20 protein-coding genes are annotated in these 24,998 nt (G+C 41.6%); 1 reads left to right on the top strand and 19 read right to left on the bottom strand.

Features of this window, described 5'->3' with window-relative positions:
- Positions 1-3: 3 nt before the first annotated feature.
- The 10 genes from ERX29_RS05665 to rbfA form a co-directional block, all read right to left on the bottom strand.
- Complete coding sequence (locus ERX29_RS05665; RefSeq protein WP_243719990.1) at positions 4-717, bottom strand: GntR family transcriptional regulator; 714 nt, start codon at positions 715-717, stop codon at positions 4-6.
- Between the two features lie 14 nt (positions 718-731).
- Positions 732-2,963 carry a DNA translocase FtsK gene (locus ERX29_RS05670; RefSeq protein ID WP_424960627.1) on the bottom strand — a complete coding sequence of 744 codons (2,232 nt, stop codon included), beginning with the start codon at positions 2,961-2,963 and terminating at the stop codon, positions 732-734.
- 65 nt (positions 2,964-3,028) lie between these two features.
- Positions 3,029-4,702, bottom strand: coding sequence for a ribonuclease J2 (gene rnjB / locus ERX29_RS05675; RefSeq protein ID WP_133443731.1), 1,674 nt, complete (start codon positions 4,700-4,702; stop codon positions 3,029-3,031).
- 160 nt (positions 4,703-4,862) lie between these two features.
- The gene (locus ERX29_RS05680) at positions 4,863-6,047 is read right to left on the bottom strand and encodes a M16 family metallopeptidase (RefSeq protein WP_133443732.1); all 1,185 of its coding nucleotides are present in this window, start codon (positions 6,045-6,047) and stop codon (positions 4,863-4,865) included.
- 109 nt (positions 6,048-6,156) lie between these two features.
- Positions 6,157-8,265, bottom strand: coding sequence for a polyribonucleotide nucleotidyltransferase (gene pnp / locus ERX29_RS05685; protein WP_133443733.1), 2,109 nt, complete (start codon positions 8,263-8,265; stop codon positions 6,157-6,159).
- Between the two features lie 113 nt (positions 8,266-8,378).
- On the bottom strand, positions 8,379-8,648 hold the full coding sequence (rpsO, locus tag ERX29_RS05690) for a 30S ribosomal protein S15 (RefSeq protein WP_133443734.1): 270 nt from the start codon (positions 8,646-8,648) through the stop codon (positions 8,379-8,381).
- Between the two features lie 107 nt (positions 8,649-8,755).
- Positions 8,756-9,709, bottom strand: coding sequence for a riboflavin biosynthesis protein RibF (gene ribF, locus ERX29_RS05695; RefSeq protein ID WP_133443781.1), 954 nt, complete (start codon positions 9,707-9,709; stop codon positions 8,756-8,758).
- A gap of 105 nt (positions 9,710-9,814) precedes the next feature.
- Positions 9,815-10,120, bottom strand: a complete 306-nt coding sequence (locus ERX29_RS05700) for a DUF3243 domain-containing protein (RefSeq protein ID WP_133443735.1) — start codon at positions 10,118-10,120, stop codon at positions 9,815-9,817.
- A 141-nt stretch (positions 10,121-10,261) separates the two neighbouring features.
- Complete coding sequence (truB, locus tag ERX29_RS05705; protein ID WP_133443736.1) at positions 10,262-11,155, bottom strand: tRNA pseudouridine(55) synthase TruB; 894 nt, start codon at positions 11,153-11,155, stop codon at positions 10,262-10,264.
- Between the two features lie 46 nt (positions 11,156-11,201).
- Entirely contained in the window at positions 11,202-11,543 is a 342-nt protein-coding gene (rbfA, locus tag ERX29_RS05710; protein WP_133443737.1) for a 30S ribosome-binding factor RbfA, read from the bottom strand.
- A gap of 146 nt (positions 11,544-11,689) precedes the next feature.
- Here rbfA and ERX29_RS10975 point away from each other — a divergent pair, with 146 nt between their 5' ends.
- Positions 11,690-11,842, top strand: coding sequence for a hypothetical protein (locus tag ERX29_RS10975; protein WP_165981085.1), 153 nt, complete (start codon positions 11,690-11,692; stop codon positions 11,840-11,842).
- Positions 11,843-11,916: 74 nt separating this feature from the next.
- Here the strand turns inward: ERX29_RS10975 and infB are convergent, their stop codons facing one another.
- From infB to dxr, 9 genes are all read right to left on the bottom strand, one after another.
- Positions 11,917-14,190 carry a translation initiation factor IF-2 gene (gene infB, locus ERX29_RS05715; RefSeq protein WP_133443738.1) on the bottom strand — a complete coding sequence of 758 codons (2,274 nt, stop codon included), beginning with the start codon at positions 14,188-14,190 and terminating at the stop codon, positions 11,917-11,919.
- A complete protein-coding gene (locus tag ERX29_RS05720; protein WP_133443739.1) occupies positions 14,183-14,512 on the bottom strand; it encodes a YlxQ family RNA-binding protein in 330 nt (109 codons plus the stop codon). Before ERX29_RS05720 ends, infB begins: the two co-directional genes overlap by 8 nt.
- Positions 14,509-14,796 (bottom strand): RNase P modulator RnpM, encoded by a 288-nt coding sequence (gene rnpM / locus ERX29_RS05725; RefSeq protein ID WP_133443740.1) that lies wholly within the window; start codon positions 14,794-14,796, stop codon positions 14,509-14,511. The genes ERX29_RS05720 and rnpM overlap by 4 nt, the downstream gene beginning before the upstream one ends.
- A gap of 11 nt (positions 14,797-14,807) precedes the next feature.
- On the bottom strand, positions 14,808-15,869 hold the full coding sequence (gene nusA / locus ERX29_RS05730) for a transcription termination factor NusA (RefSeq protein ID WP_133443741.1): 1,062 nt from the start codon (positions 15,867-15,869) through the stop codon (positions 14,808-14,810).
- Positions 15,870-15,885: 16 nt separating this feature from the next.
- The gene (rimP, locus tag ERX29_RS05735; protein ID WP_133443742.1) at positions 15,886-16,353 is read right to left on the bottom strand and encodes a ribosome maturation factor RimP; all 468 of its coding nucleotides are present in this window, start codon (positions 16,351-16,353) and stop codon (positions 15,886-15,888) included.
- Positions 16,354-16,467: 114 nt separating this feature from the next.
- The gene (locus tag ERX29_RS05740; RefSeq protein WP_279433911.1) at positions 16,468-20,772 is read right to left on the bottom strand and encodes a PolC-type DNA polymerase III; all 4,305 of its coding nucleotides are present in this window, start codon (positions 20,770-20,772) and stop codon (positions 16,468-16,470) included.
- A 78-nt stretch (positions 20,773-20,850) separates the two neighbouring features.
- Entirely contained in the window at positions 20,851-22,554 is a 1,704-nt protein-coding gene (locus tag ERX29_RS05745) for a proline--tRNA ligase (RefSeq protein ID WP_133443743.1), read from the bottom strand.
- Positions 22,555-22,572: 18 nt separating this feature from the next.
- On the bottom strand, positions 22,573-23,856 hold the full coding sequence (gene rseP / locus ERX29_RS05750) for an RIP metalloprotease RseP (protein ID WP_133443744.1): 1,284 nt from the start codon (positions 23,854-23,856) through the stop codon (positions 22,573-22,575).
- 3 nt (positions 23,857-23,859) lie between these two features.
- Complete coding sequence (gene dxr, locus ERX29_RS05755; protein ID WP_133443745.1) at positions 23,860-24,990, bottom strand: 1-deoxy-D-xylulose-5-phosphate reductoisomerase; 1,131 nt, start codon at positions 24,988-24,990, stop codon at positions 23,860-23,862.
- Between the last annotated feature and the right edge of the window lie 8 nt (positions 24,991-24,998).

The following is a 24,998-nucleotide window of genomic DNA, read 5'->3' on the forward strand; positions in this document are numbered from 1 at the left end:
TCATCACTTCATTTCCCGCTTAATTTGGAATTTCATCTGGTTTGATTTGAAATAGTTCATTGAATATAGTACCGGCATATCCTCTTCGTTATAGTGAACCTGCTTAAACAATAAAAGACTTTCTTCCGGTGCACATTCAAGCGCATTTGAAATATAAGGCTCATAACTGATTGCGTCTATTTCAGATGTCGCATAAGCTACTTTAAATTCAGGATTATCCTGCAATATTTGCAGCAGCGAAATTTTATCATTTAAATGAAGATAGTCTAAATCCGGCTTTTTAATTTTATCCAGACAGTAAGCAACGGGCATACCATCAGCCGTCCGAATGCGTTCAACGACTGTAATCATCTGTTCATCTGTTATATTAAGTAGTTTTTTATCGTCCAGGGAAGGGATTTCAGGATCCTGGCTGATAATAATTGTTCCAGCAGTATAGCCGGCTTCTTCAATCATCGCTGTAATACTACGCAGTTCGTTGACAGGATAAAAAAAGGCCGGTTCAGGTTTGACGCAGTAACCCTCCTGATATTTCTCTGTTAAAATCTGTTCAGTGATCAGTTCTCTGATAGCCTGTTCAACATCATCCTGTGATATATCTAGTGTGCGGGAAATTTCATATAAACTAGGTATAGGCATATTAGGCGTAAATTCTTTTTGCTCAATATTCATGATAATCCAGTCTTTAACGATTAAAATTGTTCTTTCAACGGACACCATTCATTCCTCCATCATTCATTCGGTTGTTCTATTAATACTTGCCGCGGCTTACTTCCGGACGCCGGTCCAATCACTTGATTCATTTCTAGTTCATCTATTAAACGAGCAGCTCTATTATATCCTATTCTAAACTGCCGCTGTAACAATGATGCACTGGCTTTTTGATGAGCTACGACAAATTCATATGCTTCAAAATAAAGAGCGTCTTCAGAAGGTGATTCTTTCGTAATCGTTTCATCAGGTTCTAGTTCCTTCACATAGTTAGCTGACTGCTGCTTGGTCACATAGTTCACGACAGACTCAACTTCTTTGTCTGAAAGAAATGCGCCTTGAATACGTGTAGGTTTAGACTGACCAGAAGGCAGAAACAGCATATCTCCCCGTCCAAGTAGTTTCTCTGCTCCTTGAGAATCAAGAATGGTTCTTGAATCTATTTGTGAACTCACTGCAAAGGCAATTCGTGAGGGAATATTTGCTTTGATTAATCCGGTAATGACATCAACAGACGGCCGCTGTGTTGCTATGATCAAATGAATGCCCGCTGCTCGAGCCATCTGTGCGATTCTCATGATTGCACTTTCAACGTCTTTACTGGCGACCATCATCAAATCTGCGAGTTCATCGACAATGACAACAATGTATGGCAGCTTGGCATTTTTCTCACCAAGTTCTGTATTCTGTCTCGTTAAATATTGATTATATCCTTCTATGTTTCTCGTGCCTGTATGACTGAACAGATCATAACGACGTTCCATCTCACCAACAATTTTCTGCAGCGCCTGAGCAGCTTTCTGCGGATTCGTCACTACGGGAGTCAGCAGATGCGGGATACCGTTATAGACATTCAGCTCGACCATCTTAGGATCAATCATCATCAATTTGACTTCATGAGGCTTAGCATTCATCAATATACTTGTAATGATTCCGTTAATGCACACCGATTTCCCGCTACCCGTTGAACCGGCAACTAGTAAATGAGGCATTTTATTAAGTTCAGCAGTAATGGCATCTCCCGATATATTTCTGCCGAGTACCACCTTTAATTTGTTTTCTTCTACCGGCTCGTCTTCAAGAACTTCCCGCAATGTAACCATCGATACAGAGTTATTAGGCACTTCAATACCAACAGCTGACTTGCCTGGTATCGGTGCCTCTATTCGTATATCTTTCGCGGCAAGTGCGAGTGCAATGTCATTGGATAAATTAACGATACGACTGACTTTTACACCCATCGCCGGCTGCACCTCGTACTGGGTAACAGCAGGACCAATTCTAATCTGGCTGACTTTAGCATTGACACCAAAGTTCTTCAACGTTGATTCCAGTAGCTGACCGCGCTGTTTAATCGTTTTCATATCGGATTTCACTCCACCAGCCGGAAGGTTGAGTAAATCAAGCGGCGGCAATATATAATTCGGATTTTCATCATCTGTCACAGGTTGTACCGACTGCTCTCTTACCGGTTGTTCCTTCTTGCGCGACTCATGATGTGACAATGGAATATCTACTGATTCTTGTTCAGTTTGGACTTCAGTATTCAGCTCCTGCACAACTTCAGTCGTATAAGAAGGCTCTTCCATCGGTATTTCAGGAAATTCCGAAACATCGATGACTTTTTTCTTTTGGTTTGATGAGAAAGACCGGCTGATTTTCAACTGTATCATGCGTGTCACACGAAGCAATTGATCGAATATGACTTTTGACTCCGCTCTGATTGAACGGTTTGAAATCAGTATTCCAGCAACGCCGAGTACAAGCAGTGCAAATATCAGTGCACCTATCGAACTGATTAACTGGCTCATTGACCACTCCAGTGCATAACCTAAAATTCCACCGCCCTGGAAATGAAAATGATGATCCGATTCCATTTCGAATATCCGATTGAACGTTGGTCTAGTTTGTTTCGACGTCAGATGACGCACTGATTCAAACAAAAGACAAAGTCCAGTCTGCAGCGTTATCCAGCCAGCAAGCCTTCTGTTCAATGGAACGAAGCGTTTGTTCAATGTGTGGTATATCGTCAGCATGGCGATAAATATATATGTAAAGTAGCGGGCACTCCCGGTGAGGAAAATCATAAGACAGTCAATCGCAAGTCCGAAAAGACCGAACCGAAGAATACCTAGCACCAGCAAGGCAAGAATAATAAGTGCTGTTAAATAAACGACCGGAGTTTCATGCTTTTTAGACTTACGTTTTTTGACTTGCTTTCTTTTACTGCTATTCGTTTTTTTAATTACCAACACTGACACCTCTCATGATAAACAAATAAACAAGCCTAAGCTTGTTTATTTTGTATTATCAAATTCTAGATTTCTGAAATAACCGGAATAATCATCGGTCTTCTTTTCGTTGAATCATAAAGGAACTTCCCTAACTTATCGCGCATATCTTGTTTGATTTCTGACCATTCAATACGATTTTGCATTAATCCTTCTTCAACAATGGCACGTACTTTATCTTCTGCTTCCTTCAGAAGTTCTTCACTTTCTCGTACATAGACAAAACCGCGTGATTGAATTTGAGGACCAGCAACGATACGTCTGGTTTTTGGGTCAAGAGTGACGACTGCGATAAATATGCCATCTTCAGCGAGAAGGCGGCGGTCACGGAGAACGATATTACCGACATCTCCTACACCGATACCATCTATTAAGACGTTGCCAGCATTTACTTTTTCATTCGCTACCATCTTTTCACCATCAAAGTTGACGACATCACCTTTTTCCAGTAAAAAGATATGCTCAGGTTCAACTCCTGTTTCAGCCGCAAGTTTTGCATGGGCAATCTGCATTTTAAATTCACCTTGAACGGGAATGAAGTATTTCGGCTGCATTAAGTTTAGCATTAATTTGAGTTCTTCCATACAGCCGTGACCTGAAGCATGGATTTTCTTGTTAGTCGGAACGACATGAGCTCCCGCTTTAACGAGATGATTGACTGTAGAACCTAGAATGACTTCCATACTGGAAGATGGCGTCGTTGTAATGAAGACAGTATCGCCTTCTTCTATATTCATGATGCTGTGTTTCTGCAATGCCATATGTCCTAACGCTTCAATCGGCTCTCCTTGAGATCCAGTTGAGATGATGACAATTTCGTTCTTTGGATAATTACCAACATCTTTAATAGGAATCAACAACTGATCTGGAATATCGAAATAACCAAGCTTACGTGCAATATTGAATGAACTTTCAAGCGATTTTCCGAGGAAAGTCACTTTACGTTTGTTTCTAGCTGCAGCAGTCAAGACTTGCTGAATGCGGATGAAATTTGATGCGTAGCATGAGACGATAATACGACCGTTTGCTTTTGCAAATTCATCATTAATATGGCTTTCAATGACGTTTTCCGGCGTATTGTAACCCGGTTTTTCTGCTTCAGTAGAATCACTAATCAGTGCCAGCACACCATTCTCTCCAATAGCACTCATTTTAGACATGTCAGGGCGGTAAGGTCCCTTTACACTCTGGTCAAACTTAAACTCACCTGTATAGACAATTGCCCCATGAGATGTATGGATGCAGACTCCTAGTGCATCGGGAATACTATGAGTCGTATTGAAGAAAGTGATATTCACTCCTTTAAAACGCATGACAGATTCATTATTGACTGTATAGTATTTCAATTTCTTGTCAATCTTTGCTTCTTTCATATGGTCTTTAACTAACGCTAACGTCAGACGTGATCCATAAATCGGTGCATCAATCTTGCCGATGATATATCGCAGTGCACCGATTGCATCTTCGTGTCCATGTGACAGAAAGATCCCTTTCAGACGGTCTTTATTCTCAATGACATATTGGATATCAGGAATAACGACATCTATACCCAGCATTTCATCTTCAGGGAACATCAGACCCGCATCGAGCATGAACATCTCATCATCTACTTCTACAATGTACATGTTCTTTGCTATTTCTCCGACACCACCGAGCGGAATGATTCTAATATGGTTGTTTTCTTTCTTTACTAAATTCAAAATAGTTCCTCCTAAAATTCTTTCCCGTACAAAACATATTGTCTTTATTATAAGCTATTTGAATCTTATAACACAATAAAAAATAGGCTAGGAGGTCGTTAATCAACGTAAAAAGTAAGTTAATTGTACCTATACTTCAGTGTAGGATTTCAAAAAGTCATTATGGTTTAGTCAGCGTCAGCATGGCTGGCTGGCTTGCAAGCATGTTAAGGACTGCCTGGATATCTGTCAAAGTAACGGCTTCAATATGTTCTTCAAATTCCTCAAGTGTAATGACTCTGCCGTAATACATAAAACTTTGACCGTTACGCATCATAATATGACCATCATAATCATTGTTCATATAAGCATTCGTAATTAAATATGTTTTAGCCTTCGCAACTAATTTTTCTGTCACGTTATTTTTAAAAGACTTTAACAGCTCATTTATTTCCTTCACTGCTTCATCCACTGCTGAATGATCACAAGCGATATAAATTGAAAACACGCCACCTTCATTGTAGGAATCAAGAGAGGAATACACGTTATAGCATAACCCGAGTTCTTCCCTCAATCTTCTGAAGAGCGGAGAAGAGACTGATTCACCGAACATTGAACTGAACAAGCTGAATGCATCATATAACGGGTGATGATATCCTACAGCATCATAACCGATTATTAAGTGTGCTTGTTCGTAGTCATAATGCATGACGTCCTGAAAAGATTCAAAATGAAAGCTAAGCGGCTCACCATACACCGTTTTCCTCTGTTCCATTCCACTGAACGTTTCAAGCAAACTTTTAGAATCGTTGCCTGAGTATGAAATGATAATATTGTCTGCTCTATAATATTGATCATAAAACGACTTCAGCACATGTCTGTCAATGGTGACAACTGATTCTTTTGTACCGAGTATCGGTTCTGCAAACGAAGTACCTCTGAACACTTTGTCTTGAAAAATTTCATAAATCAGTTCTTCAGGATCATCTTCAGTCATTTTAATTTCTTCCAGGATCACTTGTTGTTCACGCTTTACTTCTTCTTCTGGAAACGTTGAGAAGTTAAGCATTTCACTCAGCAGTTGAACCGCCCGATGTTCATAACGCTGAAGCGTCTTAATGGTATAGCATGTATATTCCTTCGTCGTATACGCATTAACTTCTCCGCCGATTGCATCCATTTCCTCAGCCAGCTGTTCTGCATTGAACCGCTGTGTTCCTTTGAACAGCATATGCTCGATGAAATGCGCTGTTCCTGCTGGGTAACTTCCTTCATGTTTCGTTCCTACTTTAACAAACGCTGCAATATGTACGGTTTGATGTGCACTATGTTTATCCAGGACTACAAGTCCATTATTTAACTTCAATCATTAACCTCTTCCCTATAAAAATACCGGGACCATTCAGTTATTCTTCGGTTTACTCAGGCATGCTGATTATCGAAGAACACAGTTATGTGTCCCAGCTTTTCATTTACTATTCTGTTGTGTCTGCCTTCTTACTTTCTGCAAGTAGTTCTTTTCGTGACGCATTGACACGGCCTTGGCGGTCAATTTCAGTTACTTTGACTAAGAACTGGTCACCAAGTTTGATAACATCCTCAACTTTGCTGATTCTTTCCTGAGCAAGCTGTGAAATATGGACGAGCGCATCTTTACCCGGGAAGATTTCTACGAATGCTCCGAATTTTTCAATGCGTTTCACTGTTGCCATGTAAACTTCACCGACAACTGCTTCACGGACGATGTTTTCAATCAGGCGTTTAGCCTCCTCAATCATCGCAGCGTCGCTTGAACCGATAAACACAGTACCATCCTGCTCGATATCCAGTTTGACACCTGTCGCATCAATGATTTCATTGATTTTTTTACCGCCAGGTCCAATGACGTCGCGAATCTTGTCAGGATTGATATGGGTAATTTCGATTTTAGGAGCATAAGCGCTTAATTCAGCACGCGGTGCACTAATAGTCTGCATCATATGATCCATAATATGCATACGGCCGATTTTTGCCTGCTCCAATGCTTCACGTAAGATGTCTTCAGAAAGACCATCAATTTTAATATCCATTTGTATCGCAGTAATTCCGTCTTTTGTACCCGCTACTTTAAAGTCCATGTCCCCTAATGCATCTTCCATCCCTTGAATATCTGACAAGATGGTATAATTTTCGTCTTTTTTCACAAGGCCCATGGCAATACCGGCAACGGGTGCTTTAATTGGTACCCCTGCATCCATTAATGCAAGTGTTGACCCACAGATAGATGCTTGAGAACTTGACCCGTTGGATTCCAGAACTTCAGAGACAACACGAATGGTATATGGAAAGTCTTTTTCGTCAGGAATGACTTGCAGCAATGCACGTTCGCCAAGTGCCCCATGACCAATCTCACGACGACCAGGAGCACGGATTGGACCTGTTTCTCCGACAGAGAAGTTCGGGAAGTTATAGTGGTGCATATAGCGCTTCTGTTCCTCAACACCAAGACCATCAATAATCTGGTGCTCACCTAGCGCTCCAAGTGTAGCAACTGATAGGGCCTGAGTCTGTCCTCTCGTAAACAGACCGGAACCATGTGCCCGTGGCAAAAGTCCTACTTCGCTGTCAAGTGGTCTGATTTCATCTGGACGGCGACCATCAGGACGGATTTTGTCTTCTGTAATCTGGCGGCGAACTTCTTCTTTAATCAAACCATCGAACGTTTTATTAACGACAGTAAGTATTTCTGCGTCCTGACCATCATATTTCTCAATGATCTGAAGTTTAACCGCTGTAATGTTTTCTTCACGTTCAAGTTTATCTTTCGTCTGGATAGCGGCTGCCAGACCCAATTCTTCAGCGTATTTTTTCACTTCATTTTCAACGATCTCGTTTGGTGCAGCAGCTATAAATTCTTTTTTCACAGGTGCCACATCATTGATGATCTGTTCCTGGAATGCCACTAGTTCTTTAATTGCTGCATGACCATACATGATTGCTTCAAGCATTTTGTCCTCAGGCACTTCCTTAGCGCCCGCTTCTACCATGTTCACCGCATCTTTATGACCCGCTACCTGTAAGTCTAAAGCAGACTCGGCACGCTCAGCAACTGTAGGATTGATGATTAGTTCACCGTCTACCAATCCGACGTTTACACCTGCAATTGGACTATGGAAAGGAATATCTGATACAGCCAGTGCTACTGATGACCCAAGCATCGCAGCCATTTCAGGAGTATTATCAGGATCCACACTCATCACTATAGAGATGACTTGAATATCATTGCGGTAACCTTTTGGAAACAACGGACGAATTGGACGGTCTATTAAACGAGCAGTCAGTGTCGCGTCTTCACCCGGGCGTCCTTCACGTTTATTGAAACCACCCGGAATTTTTCCGGCTGCATACAATTTTTCCTCATAATTGACCATTAACGGGAAGAAATCGACATCCCTAGGTTCTTTTGATGCAGTTGCAGTAGAGAGCACGACTGTATCGCCGTATCTGACAAGTGCCGATCCATTTGCCTGCTTGGCAAGCTGACCGACCTCTACTGTTAACGGGCGTCCTGCCCATTCAGTTGTGAATACTTTTTTCTGAGACATTAAATTGCTCCTCTCCAATATATATCATCCATCATATCATTTATCCAATGCTTGAGGTATATTTAGACATAAAAAAATCGAAAGACACAATTGTCTCTTTCGATTGTAAAAGATTAACGACGTAATCCTAATGATTTAATTAATTCACGGTAACGTTGAACATCGTTTTCACGTAAGTAAGTCAATAAGTTTTTACGACGACCTACCATTTTCAAAAGTCCACGACGTGAATGGTGGTCTTTTTTGTGTGTACGTAAGTGCTCGTTTAATGCGTTGATTTCAGCAGTTAAAACAGCGATTTGTACTTCAGGTGACCCTGTATCCGTTTCGTGTACACGGTACTGAGCGATTAATTCATTTTTGCGTTCTTGTGTAATTGCCATAATTAAATGACCTCCTATAATTTAATTGACACCATGACCCGAGCAAATCGTCGGAGTGATCGATAAGCCAAGGAAAGGTACTTGACAAGTATAGCATTTCTATCAAATTAATCAAGCGAAATATCGGCTAACAGCTGTTCGGCTGTTAATTTATCCTGACTGATCTGAGCAATAAGAGCATCGATGCCATTAAACTTCTGCTCTGGTCTGATAAATTCGTGCCAGAATACTTCAACCCGTTCACCGTATATGGATTCCGCGAAATCAAAAATATGAACCTCTATTGAAACAGCAGAGACGGCTGGATCATGGAAAGTCGGCTTATAACCGATATTGCAGACGCCTTTCAATACTTGATCGGATCCAGTCCGTCTCAAAGTGACAGCGTACACACCAAGTTTTGGCAGAACATATGATTCATCAGGTGCCACATTAGCAGTAGGAAAGCCGATGGTGCGTCCTCTTTTCTCACCTTGAACAACAAGACCTGAAATTTTATAAGGACGACCAAGCTGAGTATTTGCCTCTATGATATTGCCATCAACTAATGCGTTTCTGATCTGTGTCGTCGCTATCTTTTCAGAATTCAGCTCCTGCTTCTCAACAACTGTTACATTGAATCCCTGCTTATCAGCTTCAAGTTTTAGCATATTGCCTTTACCGAATTTACCGTAAGTAAAATCAAAACCCGCAATCACTTCTTTCACATGATTATTCGTCAAATAATCTTTAATGAAGTCTTCTTCTTCCATTTGAGCGAACCGTGACGTAAAAGCAACCACAAATAAATAATCAATCCCTTGCGCTTCTAATATACGTTTTTTCTCGTCAAGCGGTGTCAAATAATCCGTTCTTTTCTTCTCAGGATTTAATACAACTGACGGATGAGGATCAAATGTCATCACTGCTTTAGCAAGATGTTTGCTATCGGCAATGGTCTTCATTTTATTGATGACTGACATATGACCTAGGTGCAGCCCATCAAAAAAACCGATAGCAAGAGCCACATCAGGATGATTATACATCTCTTCCAGGTTCTGATTCGTATGTATCGTCTTCATCATTATCACGTTCTCTTTCTCATATACTTTACAAACAGTGTATCAGAAAATAACGCGTTAAAGACAAAAAAAGATTTCATCGTCAAGATGAAATCTTTTAAGGAATTACCCTTCCTGCTGTACCATTTTCACTAATGCACTGGCAATCGCTTTTTTCTCTTCGCCTTCTGCATTGTTCCAAAGTTCATTAAGAACTTTTTCTTCACGGTTTTTGGGTTCTTCATTTTTAGCTAAGTAGTCAGCTAATTTTTCAGCGGCTTTGACAATTGCGTCATCGCCCATACCTAATTTTTCAGCTCTGCCAACTTGCTTATTTAAATATCCTTTAAAGTTATTAAAGCTCTCTAAAATCTGATCTTTATCTTCCTGGGACATGTTATTTACTTGTTCTTCTGGATTTAAATTTGCCATTATTCATTTCTCCTTTTTTGGACAGTATCCTTTTTTGAGTATGAAACTATCAATACTTTAATTTCAATGCGTATTGATAATAAATGTATATCCTTAAACTACAAGTTCAAACACATATTGATGAAATTTACATATAATTTACTAACTAAATACTTTTATCGCTTTAACTTGTCCAGCTTTTTCAGGATGCGGTGCATAGATTGCTAATGCTTTTTTTTCAGACACTATAACAGTTGGTTCGGTTACTGGGAGCTCATCCATACGAAATTTCTGACCATTTTTTACTCGAGTTTTGATTGTTTCATCTACAGATAACTGAGGTAAATCTTTCAGACCCTCTTCGATGGGACGCAGTAACAATTGGACATCCTCCGTTTCCGCTATCTGTTCAAGCGTATAACAATCTTCCAGCATGAAACCACCGCTTTCAGTACGAGTTAGTTTTGACATATGACCAACAGTGTTCAGCTTCTCTGCAATCTGAGTAGCCAGGGTACGAATATAAGTCCCTTTTCCGCATGAAACTTCAATAGAAAAACGCATGGTATCATCACAATAATGGAGATCAGTTGTTCTTTCAATGTTCTTAATATGAACCATGCGCGTAGGACGATCAATGACTAAACCTGCTCGTGCATATTCATATAATTTCCGACCCTTTACTTTAACTGCCGAAAACATAGGTGGCATCTGTTCAATATGTCCTGTCAGTGCAGCGAGTGCATCGTCTATTTCTTCATTACTGTATTGGTCATTCACTATCTTATCGGCAGAAATAATCTCTCCAGTCTGATCTTCAGTTGTCGTCTGAATACCTATAGTAATTTCCGCCGTGTAGCGTTTCCCACTATTCATAATATAATCACTGATTCTCGTCGCCGGTCCAATACAGATCGGAAGAACTCCGTCTACTTCAGGGTCCAGCGTTCCCGTATGTCCTACTTTTTTTGTTTTTAGTATTTTTCTAAGTTTAAACACCACGTCATGGCTCGTCATACCTCGTGGTTTATTGATAGCAAGAACACCGTTCAACATTGTCATACCTCCATTAAAAAAGCAGATAGTAAGTACTATCTGCTTTTTATCCTTTATTTAAGTCAGCAATCATTCGTTCTATCTTATTACCATAGTCAATAGACTCATCATAGACGAACTTAAGTTCAGGCACAATACGCAGCTTCATGCGCTGACCGATTTCTGTCTTCATAAAGCCCTTTGCTTTCTCAAGACCATCAAGAGTTTCACGGCGTTCTTTATCATTCCCTAGCACAGTCACATAAACTGTAGCAAGAGATAAATCACCTGTCACTTCAACTTCAGTAACAGTGACAAAACCGACACGTGGATCTTTAATCTTTTGGCTGATCACTTCACTCAGCTCTTTTTTCATTTGCTCGCCGACACGTTCTTTTCTATTATTCATTCTATCACCTCAATAATCATTACCCTTATTTTATTACTGCAATGTATATTATTATAGGGTTTTCGTCTCATGAAGTCAAAGTGTGTGACAGCTAATGTCTAAAAATAGATGGAGAATGGGTATAACGTTATGAAGGAGGGATAATTGTGAATATCAATGACTTAACGCGAGAACAGTTAATCAGCCTTGTAGAAGAACTCCAGGAAGAAAATCGTGCATTGAAAGAAGATGCAAAACTTCAGGAACAAGATGCCCATGACACTGATGACTACAGAAATGCACTTGAAAAAGATGAATAAGATAAAATAAGCCCTTCCACTAATTTTAGCGGAAGGGCTTATCCAGATTACTTGAAAAAATGACCAGTATATAATTAACTGCGTTTTATCTCTTCCATCACGAATGCTTCAAAGATGTCGCCTTCTTTAATGTCGTTGAAGTTTTCGATTGTGATACCACATTCGTAACCTGCAGACACTTCTTTTACATCATCTTTGAATCGACGTAATGCATCAACAGCACCTTCATAAACTACAATACCATCACGGATGATACGGACGCTTGCGTTACGAGTAATCTTACCTTCAGTAACATATGAACCTGCGACTGTACCGACTTTAGAAATATTGATTGTCTGACGAACTTCTGCCTGACCGATGACTTTCTCTTCGAATTCCGGATCAAGCATCCCTTTCATCGCATGTTCAATCTCTTCGATGACTTTGTAGATGATACGGTGGAGACGCATGTCCACTTTCTCTGCTTCTGCTGCACGTTTTGCATTATTATCCGGACGAACGTTAAAGCCGATAATAATACCGTTCGATGCTGATGCAAGCGTGACATCTGATTCGTTGATTGCGCCGACTGCTGTATGAATAATACGGACGTTTACACCTTCGACATCGATTTTCATCAATGACGCTGCCAATGCTTCAACTGAGCCTTGAACGTCCCCTTTAATGATAACATTCAAGTCTTTCATTTCACCCTGCTTCATCTGTTCGAACAGATTATCAAGTGAAACTTTTTGACTTTCCTGACGCTGCGCCATGATGTTCTGCTGCTGGCGAGCTTCACCGATGCGACGCGCTTTTTTCTCATCTTTAAAGACGACGAAGCGGTCTCCAGCAAGCGGTACATCACTTAATCCTGTAATTTCAACTGGAGTCGAAGGTTCAGCAGACTTAATCCGCTTACCTAGATCGTTGACCATTGCACGGACACGACCATAAGTATTTCCGACAACGATAGTGTCACCGACTTCAAGTGTACCATCCTGAACAAGTAATGATGCTGCAGGACCACGGGATTTATCAAGTTCCGCTTCAATGACTGTTCCGATCGCTGAACGCTTTGGATTTGCTTTTAATTCTTCTACTTCTGTAATCAATAGAATCATTTCAAGCAAGTCATCGATACCTTCACCGTTAATGGCTGACAGCTGAACGAAGATTGTATCGCCGCCCCAGTCTTCCGGATAAAGACCATATTCACCTAGCTCCTGCATGACACGGTCAGGATTTGCTGTCGGTTTGTCGATTTTGTTGACAGCAACAATAATAGGTACTTCAGCTGCCTTCGCGTGATTGATCGCTTCAATCGTCTGCGGCATCACACCGTCATCTGCTGCCACCACAAGAATGGTAATATCAGTTACTTGCGCCCCACGTGCACGCATCGTTGTAAACGCCGCGTGACCCGGTGTATCCAAGAAAGTTATTTTTTTGCCGTTATTATCAATTTGATACGCACCGATATGCTGGGTGATTCCTCCCGCTTCTCCGGCAGTAACACGCGTGTTCCGAATTGAGTCAAGCAGTGTCGTTTTACCATGGTCAACGTGACCCATGATAGTTACAACCGGCGGACGTTCCTGTTTGTCTGCCTCTTTTCCTGCTTCATCTTCGAAGTATGTTTCTAGATCTGTCGCATCAATAATGACTTCCAGTTCTGCTTCTACTTCGTATTCAGAACAAATCAGTTCAATCGCATCTTCGTTTAGTGCCTGATTGATGTTCGCCATAATACCGACCATAAATAATGTTTTTACGATTTCAGACGCGTCTTTATTTAATTTGTCTGCAAGTTCACCGACTGTAATACCTTCGTGGTATGTAATTTTAGACGGTGTCTCTTTAATGACCGGTGCCTGTTGAACAGCAGGTTTATTGCTTTTGCCTTTACCTTTTTTGTTCTGTCCCGGGCGTTGTCTGTTCTGGTTCGGGCGGCCTTGATTATTTGGACGGCCTTGATTATTGTTCGGACGTTGCTGGTTCGTCTGACCTGGTTTTTGAGCGCTAGTATTTGGACGTTGTCCATTTTGTGCCGGTTTTTGTCCGTTATTGTTTGAATTCTGAGCTGGTCTTTGGTTGCTGTTAGCTGGACGTTGTCCGTTTTGAGCTGGTTTTGAACCAGTGCTTGCTGGACGCTGCTTTTGACCTTGCTGCTGATTATTATTCTTGGCACTATCTTGTTGTTTCGCAGTATCTTTTTTAAAGACTTTATCCAGCGCTGTAATTTCTTTTGGTTCCAGCATCTGCATATGACTTGTCACTTCAACATCAATTTTTTTAAGCTCATCGATAATATCTTTTGATCTTAAATTCACTTCTTTTGCGTATTCATATACTCTTTTTTTACTCATAGGTTCTCTCCTCATTGCTCTCACGAATCATCGCTTCAAGTTTTTTTGCAAAACCTGCATCAGAGACGCCGATGATGACGCGTTCGTCCTTACCGATGGCGTAGCCGAGTTCGTAACGCGTACCGAATTCAACACATTTCACGCGATAAGAATGACATTTATTCGTGATGTTTTTTTTAGTATTTGCTGATGCATCTGTTGATACAATGACCAGACTGACTTTATTTTTACGTATTTCGTTGATGACCAGTTCTTCACCCGTCGTCAGTTTTCTCGCACGCATTGCAAGGCCGATGAAATTTAGTATTTTGTCTTTAATCATCGCTTCGGAATCATTTCCCGGTAGATCAGACGAATAATTTCATCATAGATCGGGGACATTTCATCTGGATTGCTGTCAAAAAACTGTTCCAGCCGTTTTTTTTGACGTGCGCTTTCGACTAGCTCAAGATTTTTCGACACGTAAGCACCGCGACCATTTGCTTTACCTGAAGGGTCGACGGACATCTCGCCTTCTTTTGAACGCACAACACGAATCATCTCTTTTTTCGGCTTCATTTCCTGGCTTAAAATACATTTACGCATGGGAATCTTTTTCTGCTTCATTTAAATCCCCCTTATTCTACTGGATAGATACCCGCTTCTTTAGCATCAGTCTCACTCTTAATATCAATCTTCCAACCAGTCAGTTTAGCTGCAAGTCTCGCATTCTGACCTTTTTTGCCGATAGCAAGTGACAACTGATAGTCAGGAACAATGACTGTAGTCGACTGATTTTCTTCATTGACCAGCACATCGACGACCTGCGATGGGCTTAACGCATTTTTAACAAATGTTTTCGGATCTGCGCTCCATTCAACGATGTCAATCTTCTCGCCGCCAAGTTCGTCAACAACGGCACCTACTCGTGCTCCTTTTGCACCGACACAAGCGCCGACTGCATCTATATCTGGATTTTCTGAATAAACACTGATCTTAGAACGGTCCCCCGCTTCACGAGCTATGGATTTTACAATAACAGTACCATCAAAAATTTCAGGTACTTCCTGCTCAAATAACCGTTTTAGCAGACCTGGATGACTTCTTGAGACAAAAATCTGAGGTCCTTTAGTAGTCTGTTCAACTTTGTTGACATAAACTTTAATGCGCTCAGTCGGACGGTATACGTCGTTTGGACTACGTTCCGCATCTGACAAGACTGCTTCTGTTTTACCCAATGTGACATAAACATAACGATGGTCCACACGGTCGATGACGCCAGTCATAATGTCGTCTTCTTTATCGATAAATTCATTGTAAAGAATTCCGCGTTCTGCATCACGCAGGCGCTGCATCACTGCTTGTTTAGCAGCTTGAGCACTGACACGTCCGAAATCTTTCGGTGTCACGTTTTCTTCGAAGATATCACCGACTTCATAAGCAGGATTCGATTCAAGTGCCTGTTCAAGAGATACCTGGTCTCTAGGATTCTCTACTTCTTCTACGACGTCTTTACGTGAGTAAACCGCATAAGATCCATTGTCCATATTAAGTTCCACACGGACATTGCTCGCAGAATTGTAGTTCTTTTTGTAGGCAGTGATTAAAGCTGCTTCAATTGTTTCAATCAGTACTTCTCTTGGAATGCTCTTTTCTTTCTCAAGAAAATCAATTGCATTCAATAACTCATTATTTTTCACTTCAGTTCCTCCATCACTAGAAAATGACTGCACGTCTGATCTTTGCGATTTTCTTTCTTGGCAGTTCAAGTTCTTTAGTTCTCGTCTTAATCTTCACTGACATTTTAATGGTTTCCGCGTCATAACTGAGCAGTTCGCCAAGCCATTCTTTATCCCCATCAATCTCTTCATACAGTTTAACATATATCGGATTTCCAACAGCTGCCGCGTAATCCTTTTCCTTTTTCAGAGGGCGTTCAGCACCTGGTGATGACACATCCATGAAGTATGCTTCTTTAATAGGGTCTTCCTTGTCCATCACTTCACTGATCTTTTCACTGGCGACAGCACAGTCGGAAATATCAATTCCCTCCGGCTTATCGATCGCAATACGCAGATAAAAATCCGGTCCTTCTTTAACATACTCAACATCAACGAGTTCAAAGCCAAGGTCGGCAACAATGGGGCTGACCAGTTCCTCTACACGTTCAGTGATTTTGCTCATATAGTCCTCCTTCATGATACAAGAAGAAAAGAGCGGGATATCCCACTCTTTCCGTCGTTAGAGTATTTTCTTTAAGCAACATTATTATAACATATTATTCTGCTACCGACAAACCTACAAATCAAAGATACTCAGTTGTGCTTTATCAGGCATGTCATTCAAAGTACCGAGTTCTGTCAGATAATCAATGATTTTCTGCGAAACACCGGCTTTTTTGTTGAGTTCTTCTTTCGACAGAAAAGGTCCTTCTTCTCTCGCTGCAACAATTCTACGGGCAACGTTCTCACCAAGACCCGGTACTGCGATAAATGGTGGAATAAGTGTATCACCTTCAATAATAAAGTCAAACGCGGTACTTTTCTCAAGTGAAACCGGCTGCATGCGGAAACCGCGCTGTGCCATTTCATTCGATAGTTCAAGTACAGTCAGCACATCTTTCTCTTTCTTGGCGAGGTCATGAAACTTACTGTAGTAATCTTTGACTGTCGCTTTAATCGTATGCTTATCCTTAGTCATCGTCAGCAGATCGAAATCAGACGCCCGTACTGTAAAGTAACTTGCATAATAAAATAGCGGATGATGTACTTTAAAATAGGCGATACGAACTGCCATTAAAACATAGGCGGCGGCATGTGCTTTCGGGAACATATATTTGATTCGCTTGCACGATTCAAGATACCATTCAGGCACATTATTTTCACGCATCGCTTCTTCAAACTCTTCTGTCAGCCCTTTACCCTTACGGACTGATTCCATGATTTTAAAGGCAAGCGATGGTTCAAGACCTGCATACATCAAGTAAACCATAATGTCATCACGACAGCCGATAACGCCGGACAGGTCACAAGTTCCCGTACGGATCAGCTCCTGAGCATTACCGAGCCAGACATCTGTTCCGTGTGACAATCCAGAAATCTGAACAAGTTCAGAGAACGTACTCGGCTTCGTATCTTCTAACATCTGACGCACGAAACCAGTTCCGAATTCAGGCACCCCGAATGTGCCGGTCTTACACAAAATATCTTCTTCTGTAACGCCGAGACTCGCTGGACTTGAGAAGATTTTCATTGTTTCTTTATCGTCAACTGGAATAGTTTTAGGGTCAATTCCTGATAAGTCCTGCAGCATGCGAATCATCGTCGGATCATCGTGACCAAGTATATCAAGTTTCAGCAGATTATCATGGATAGAATGAAAGTCAAAGTGGGTGGTCTTCCACACTGAATTCTGGTCATCTGCTGGATATTGAATCGGAGTGAAATCATAAATATCCATATGTTCCGGTACAACGATAATACCGCCCGGGTGCTGACCTGTCGTCCGCTTCACACCTGTACAGGCCTTGACCAGACGGTCCACTTCAGCTCCTCGCTTATGCATACTGTTATCGTTTAAATAGCCTTTGACATAACCGAATGCAGTTTTCTCTGCAACTGTACCGATTGTTCCTGCACGAAATACTTTATCCTCACCGAACAGCTCTTTCGTATAGTTATGAGCTTTCGGCTGATATTCGCCGCTGAAATTCAAATCAATATCCGGTACTTTATCTCCTTTAAATCCAAGGAACGTCTCAAATGGAATGTCCTGTCCTTCCTTAATGAAAGGGACATCACATGTCTCACACTTTTTGTCTGGCAGGTCAAAGCCGCTTGAGACAGATCCATCATCAAAGAAATGGCTTGCTTTACACTTCGGACATATATAATGCGGGGGCAGTGGATTAACTTCTGTGATCTCAGTCATGGTTGCGACAAAACTGGAACCGACTGAACCACGTGATCCTACTAAATAACCATCATCCAGTGACTTCTTCACGAGTTTCTGTGAAATCAAATAAATAACTGCGAAACCATTGCCAATAATACTTGCAAGTTCTTTCTCGAGGCGCGCGGTGACAATATCCGGCAGCTCATCACCATAAAGTTTACGGGCATTGTCATAGGACATCTCTCTGATTTCTTCGTTTGCTCCTTCAATGGAAGGTGTATACAGTTCGTCACGTATAGGTACTACGCGCTCAATACGGTCGGCGAGAGCGTTCGTGTTTTTAATGACAATTTCGTAAGCCTTCTCTTCTCCAAGAAACATGAAGTCGTCCATCATCTCGTCCGTCGTTCTGAAATGTGCATCTGGAAAACCACTCTTATTCAACGGGTTACCCGGCATTGATGCAATCAAAATCTCACGGGCAATCTTGTCATGTTCATATAGATAGTGAACATTTCCAGTCGCAAGCACCGGTTTATCCAGTTTCTCACCGACTGCAATGATGCGCTGATAAATTTCTTCAAGTGTCTTGTTATCGCGAATTAAATCACGCGCTAATAAATGTTGATACAGTGCTTTCGGCTGAACTTCAATAAAGTCATAGAATTCCGCGATTTTCTCTACTTCAGCCTGGTCTTTATTCATGACGGCCGTAAATACTTCACCGTTATCACAGGCACTGCCGACCAGCAGCCCTTCTCTATTGGCATTCAGCAGTGACCGAGGGATTCGAGGTGTACGGTAAAAATAACTGACGAGTGATTCACTGACAATTTTGAAAAGATTTTTCAGTCCGGTCTGATTCTGAACAATTAATGTCACATGAACAGGACGAGCACGTTTGTATGCATCCTGATTCGATAATTTCTTATCGATGTCCATATGGTTAATGACGCCGAGCGCTTCCATCTGCTTCAGCATTTTGACAAAAATATGAGCCGTTGTTTCTGCATCATATATCGCCCGGTGATGCTGCGTAAGCTCGACTCCGTACCTCTTCGCAAGGAAATTCAGACCATGTTTACCCATCTCGGTGTTAATGGTACGGGACAGCTCCAATGTATCAATGATTCCATTAGTGCTCGCTCCTAAATGCAAACGCTCAAATCCTGTGTCAATAAACCCCATGTCAAAGCTTGCGTTATGAGCAACATAAATCGCATCGCCGACCCATTCCTTGAACTCAGTCAGTACTTCCTTGATCGGCGGCGCACCAACCAGCATATCATCCGTAATCCCTGTCAAACGTTTGATAGTTTCATTCAATCGTTCACCAGGATTGCTGAACCGCTCGAACTTGTCAATTATTTCTCCGTTCTTCACTTTAACGGCCGCAAGTTCGATAATTTTATCATACTGAGAACTTAAGCCTGTGGTTTCTACGTCAAAGACAACGTAAGTACTGTCATTCAACGTTCTGTCAGTCGGATTGTAAGTAATCGGCACACCGTCATCTACCAGCATTCCTTCAATACCGTAAATCATCTTGATGCCGTTCTTTTCAGCTGCGGCATGAGCGTCAGGAAATGCTTGAACAACGTTATGATCGGTGACCGCAATGGCCTGATGTCCCCATTCAGCTGCCTGCTCGACATATTTACCGATATGCGAAATACCGTCCATCTGGCTCATGCTGGAATGAAGATGGAACTCCACTCGTTTTTCCTCTGATTTATCTTTCTTAGGAGATTTCTTGATTTCGTGAATATCATTCAACATCATCACTAAATCTCTGATAAATGTATCTTCTTCAATTCGACCTTGCGCACGCACCCACTTGCCTGGTTTCAACGCTTTGAAATGCTCCAGATCGTTCTTACCTTTTCGCGTAAACATTTTTAAGGTCAGCGAATCGGTATAATCTGTAATTTTTATTTGAGCGATATGCCGACCACTTTTCAGCTCTTTTATCTCAACATCAAAAATGACGCCTTCAATAGCCGCTTTAAACTCTTCTTCAATAATAGAAGAAATCGGACGAATCAATTCGACATTAATTTCTTTACCGATGGAGCAGACATTCACTTCATCACTATCTTCTTCAGCGCGCTGACGCTGCATTTCAGCCACTCGTTCGCGGGCCACTATTGCACTTGTCGTATCCTCTTCCTGTATATGCGCTTCCAGTGATTCAAGTTCTTTCTCATGCGCTTCTTCAGAAATTTCAAAGATAATTTTATCTACTGCAAGCCCTGCATGATTAAATGCCTTTAAGAGCGACCCGTTACATGCTTTCTCAAGGTGCTTCTCTTCTACTTCATTATGTACCTGAAATTTCAGCACAGTTCCTGAGAAGTAATACTTCTTACCTTTAAGCTGCACTTTCAAGCTCGGACTGATAGCCGTCTGCTCGATACAATGATCGACATAGCCGGTCAATTTATCTGTTATATCTGACTGGTCAAGAGCTTTAAAGGACACACTGACATCTGCAATATGACTGAATGCTGTTTTAAGTTCATTGCAGAACTGAAAGTATAAATCACTTGGCAGGATGACTGGGCTCGTGATATAAAAATGCCATTTTCTATCTTTCTGCGAAATATCTAGACGTTCAATTGAGCTGCCTCTAATGATTTCTTCCGGAAAGACATTAGTCATTTTCAGCTGTGTCAAAAGTATTTTAAATTTTTCATATTTATCTGCCACGCCAGAACCACCTTCTCAAAATAAAAAGTAACACGCGGAAAGCGTATTACTTTTAGCTTCATCTATTATATCAAAAAACTAGTCGAGCGTACCGTATAAAGAATCAATTGTTGCTTTGAGTTCATCAACTTTGACGTCAAATGATTCTCCCGATTTTCTCAGCTTCACTTCAACCATTCCTTCTGCCGCATTTTTACCGACAACAATGCGCAGTGGTACACCGATTAAATCTGCATCATTGAATTTGACGCCCGCTCGTTCAGAACGGTCATCATACAATACGTCATAATCTTGTTTAAATGTTTCATAAAGCTCATCGGCAAGCTCTCGCTGAACATCTTGCTTTGGATTGACTGAGATGACATGAATATCGTAAGGTGTGATGGATTTCGGCCAGATGATGCCTCTGTCATCATGATGCTGCTCGATGACTGCCGACAATGTACGGGATACACCGATACCGTAGCAGCCCATAATCATTGGGCGTGCTTTGCCTTGTTCATCGAGGAATGTCGCTTTCATCGATTCAGAATATTTGGTTCCAAGCTTAAACACTTGCCCGACTTCTATACCTTCAGCAAATTTCACTGGACCACTGCCGTCAGCTGATTGTTCTCCTTCCAGAATAAAACGGAAGTCATCAAATTCCTTGACGTTGAAGTCACGACCAATATTTGCATTAATATAGTGATATTCTGTTTCATTTGCTCCTACTGCCAGGTTGTTCAGATCCTGTACTGAATTGTCTGCGTAAATTTCAATTTTGTCGACACCGACTGGACCAAGTGAACCTGGTTTGGCACCCATAATACCTTCAATTTCAGCTTCTGTCGCCATCTCGACAAATTCAGTGCCGAAATAGGACTTTACTTTAATATCGTTCAATTCATGATGTCCACGAATAAGAAACATGACATAGCGATCGTCCACTTTGACAATCATTGACTTGACGATCTCATCGAGACGTCTGCCAAGTAAATCAGCAAGCTGCTGCGCAGTCTTGACTCCAGGCGTATGGATTTTTTCAAGTGATTGTACTGCTGTATGCTCAGGATTCGGCTTATAAATGACTTCGGCTTTCTCGATATTTGCTGCATAGTCACTTCCGTCTGTGTAGGCGATTGTATCTTCACCGATCTCAGCAAGCGCCATAAATTCGTGCGTATGACTGCCGCCGATCGCTCCGCTGTCTGCAATGACTGGGCGGAACTTCAAGTTGACACGCGTGAAAATATTGGAATAAGCACGGTACATATCCTGATAAGTTGCATCCAGTGATTCTTCAGATGCATGGAAGCTATAAGCGTCTTTCATAATAAATTCACGACCGCGGAGCAGACCAAATCTCGGACGCTTCTCATCGCGGAACTTATTCTGAATCTGGAATAGTGTTACTGGCAATTTCTTATAAGATTTTAGTTCATCACGTACAAGAGACGTAATGATTTCCTCATGAGTCGGTCCGAGCGCAAATTCACGACCGTGACGGTCGGTCATGCGCATCAGCTCAGCGCCATAACTTGGCCAGCGACCACTTTCCTGCCAAAGTTCTGCTGGCTGCAGGGCAGGCATCAGAATTTCTATACCGTCAATCGCTTCCATCTCTTCACGGACAATGGCTTCTATTTTATTCAGCACACGCTTTGAAATCGGCAGATAACTGTAAATACCACTTGCAATCTGCTTGATCATACCAGCTTTAAGCAGCAGCTGATGACTTTTAGAATCCGCATCATTAGGAACTTCCCGTAATGTCGGAATAAACATTTTTGACTGCTTCATTAAGTAATCCTCCTTAATTTAAAAGAAATAACGTTGTATATCATTCCACGTCACCATAATCATAACGAAGAATAAAAATACGGCTCCTATTGATATAATGACTATCTCAGCTTTTTTGTTCACCGGACGCTTGAAAATCGCCTCATAGATGACGAACAGAATACGACCCCCGTCAAGTGCTGGAATCGGCAGTAAGTTCATGATGCCTAGGTTAACTGATAATGTCGCAGTAAAACCAATAAGTGGTAGTATTCCAAGTGACGCAATCTTTTCAGTATTCTTATAAATTCCAACCGGTCCATTCAGCATATCGAATGAAAAGGTTCCCGTGAAGATGCTGGCAAATAATGCACCGACGAGATTAAAAATCATTAGTCCAGTACTGAATGTCGTTTTTATACCATAAATCAAAGGGTCAATCAAACTATCGTGTACTAGCAGCGGATTGATGCCTATTACTGCCCTTTTGTCTTCTTTTGATGTTGTTGATACATTCTGAATCTTAGGAGTAATCTGTTTTGACAGTTCTTTGCCATCACGGTCAATGATGATCTCATGTTGTTTAATATCATGACTATTAAAATATGAGGTCATATCTTCCCATTTCGATATGGATTCTCCGTCAATACTGACAATTCTATCTTTCGTGACAAGGCCTGCTTTATCTGCCGGACTATCCTGCATGGTACCACCAACGATAGCTTTATCGGTCGGTGTTCCTGTTGCATAGAAATATCCGATAAAAAGCAGCAGCGCCAGTATAAAGTTAAACAGCGGGCCGGCAAATAATGTTAAAAATTTCGGCCATGGTTTCTTATTCTTGAATTGAAGGTCTCGCGGTGCTATCTGAATCAGGTCACCTTCACGGACGAAGTAAGCTTTTTCAGCGATCGGGTAAGTGACCTTTTCATTCGTATACTGGTCAATACCTTCGATGAACAGCTGGTCTTCAAAATCACTGTCGCTTACTTCCAGCTGCTCAATCTGTCTGAACTGATGCTGGTCGTCAAGAATAACGTGAGTCACTTCATTGTGTTCATTTTTCTTGATGCTCACTGTCATACCGGCAGTTACCGGATTCTGCTCCATGCCGCTTCCGGCCATCATGACATAACCGCCGACCGGCAGAAGTCTGATTGTGTATAACGTTTCATTCTTTTTATAGGAGAAAATCTTCGGTCCCATCCCGATCGCAAATTCCGGACACATAATGCCTGCACGCTTAGCAAAGTAAAGATGACCGAATTCATGGACCGTGACAAGAAGACCAAAGACAATAATAAATGAAATGATTCCAAGCATAGTTTACACCTCGTAATGACGTGATTTGTAGTCAGCGTCGATTTCTAGTATCGTCTCAAGGTCAGGATTCAATATGACGTCATGTGCCTGCATTTCCCGTTCAATCAGTGTCTCGATGTCGAGGAAGCTGATTTTTCCGTCTAGAAACATTGCGACAGCTACTTCATTGACTGCATTCATGACAACGGGCATAGTGCCGCCGATCCTAATCGCATCGTATGCAAATTTCAGACATCTGAAACGCTCAACATCCATCGGCTTGAAGTTCAGTTGTCCGACCGCGGCAAGATCCAGTCGTTCTGCCTGTCTTGGTAATCTATCAGGGTAACTGAATGCATATTGAATGGGCAGACGCATATCCGGTGTTCCGAGTTGAGCCATTACACTAGTATCATTGAATTCTACCATAGAATGAATAATACTTTCTTTATGAAGCACTGTCTCTATGCGTTCGACTGGGAGATCAAACAGCCACTTCGCTTCTATCACTTCAAGTCCTTTATTCATCATCGTCGCTGAATCAATTGTAATTTTTTTGCCCATTGACCAGTTTGGATGATTCAATGCATCTTCAAGCGTCACCGATTCAAGATCCGCTCTCGACAAATCTCTGAACGACCCTCCGCTTGCTGTTATGATTAGCCTTTCAACGGATTTTTGGTCCTCACCGTTCAGGCACTGATAGATCGCTGAGTGTTCAGAATCAACGGGTAAAATGCTGACCCCTTTTTGTCGCGCAGCGTTCATAACAATTTCTCCAGCTACAACAAGTGTTTCCTTATTAGCAAGAGCGATATCTATTCCGTGTTCTATCGCATGGAGCGTCGGTTTTAACCCGATACTTCCCAGAATTGAGTTTAACAGAATATCATTTTTGTGGTAGCCGGCAACTGTTAACAGGCCTTCTTCACCTGTCACAACTTTGACATCGAAGCCTGATAACTGTGCTGCATCTTCTTCGTCCTGGACACACACTACATCCGGTTTGAATTCTTCGATTACTGCTTTTGCAATATCGATATTTCTGCCGACTGAAAAGCTCACAAGCCGGTATTGATGTGGATGTTCTCTAATGACATCCAAACCTTGCATCCCGACAGAGCCACTTGCACCTAATATTCCGATATGTTTCATATTTTCAC

The sequence above is a fragment of the Macrococcus lamae genome, assembly GCF_004359545.1.
GTDB classification, from domain to species: Bacteria; Bacillota; Bacilli; order Staphylococcales; family Staphylococcaceae; genus Macrococcus; species Macrococcus lamae.

What these genes read in the sequence shown, in the direction of transcription:
- rnpM (WP_133443740.1), bottom strand. Translation starts at nt 14,796, where the DNA reads ATGAAGCAGAAAAAGATTCCCATGCGTAAATGTATTTTAAGCCAGGAA.
- ERX29_RS05720 (WP_133443739.1), bottom strand. Translation starts at nt 14,512, where the DNA reads ATGATTAAAGACAAAATACTAAATTTCATCGGCCTTGCAATGCGTGCG.
- rimP (WP_133443742.1), bottom strand. Translation starts at nt 16,353, where the DNA reads ATGAGCAAAATCACTGAACGTGTAGAGGAACTGGTCAGCCCCATTGTT.
- infB (WP_133443738.1), bottom strand. Translation starts at nt 14,190, where the DNA reads ATGAGTAAAAAAAGAGTATATGAATACGCAAAAGAAGTGAATTTAAGA.
- pnp (WP_133443733.1), bottom strand. Translation starts at nt 8,265, where the DNA reads ATGTCTCAGAAAAAAGTATTCACAACTGAATGGGCAGGACGCCCGTTA.
- dxr (WP_133443745.1), bottom strand. Translation starts at nt 24,990, where the DNA reads ATGAAACATATCGGAATATTAGGTGCAAGTGGCTCTGTCGGGATGCAA.
- ERX29_RS05700 (WP_133443735.1), bottom strand. Translation starts at nt 10,120, where the DNA reads ATGGCAAATTTAAATCCAGAAGAACAAGTAAATAACATGTCCCAGGAA.
- ribF (WP_133443781.1), bottom strand. Translation starts at nt 9,709, where the DNA reads ATGAAGACGATACATACGAATCAGAACCTGGAAGAGATGTATAATCAT.
- rpsO (WP_133443734.1), bottom strand. Translation starts at nt 8,648, where the DNA reads ATGGCAATTACACAAGAACGCAAAAATGAATTAATCGCTCAGTACCGT.
- ERX29_RS05745 (WP_133443743.1), bottom strand. Translation starts at nt 22,554, where the DNA reads ATGAAGCAGTCAAAAATGTTTATTCCGACATTACGGGAAGTTCCTAAT.
- truB (WP_133443736.1), bottom strand. Translation starts at nt 11,155, where the DNA reads ATGTTGAACGGTGTTCTTGCTATCAATAAACCACGAGGTATGACGAGC.
- rseP (WP_133443744.1), bottom strand. Translation starts at nt 23,856, where the DNA reads ATGCTTGGAATCATTTCATTTATTATTGTCTTTGGTCTTCTTGTCACG.
- rbfA (WP_133443737.1), bottom strand. Translation starts at nt 11,543, where the DNA reads ATGAATAATAGAAAAGAACGTGTCGGCGAGCAAATGAAAAAAGAGCTG.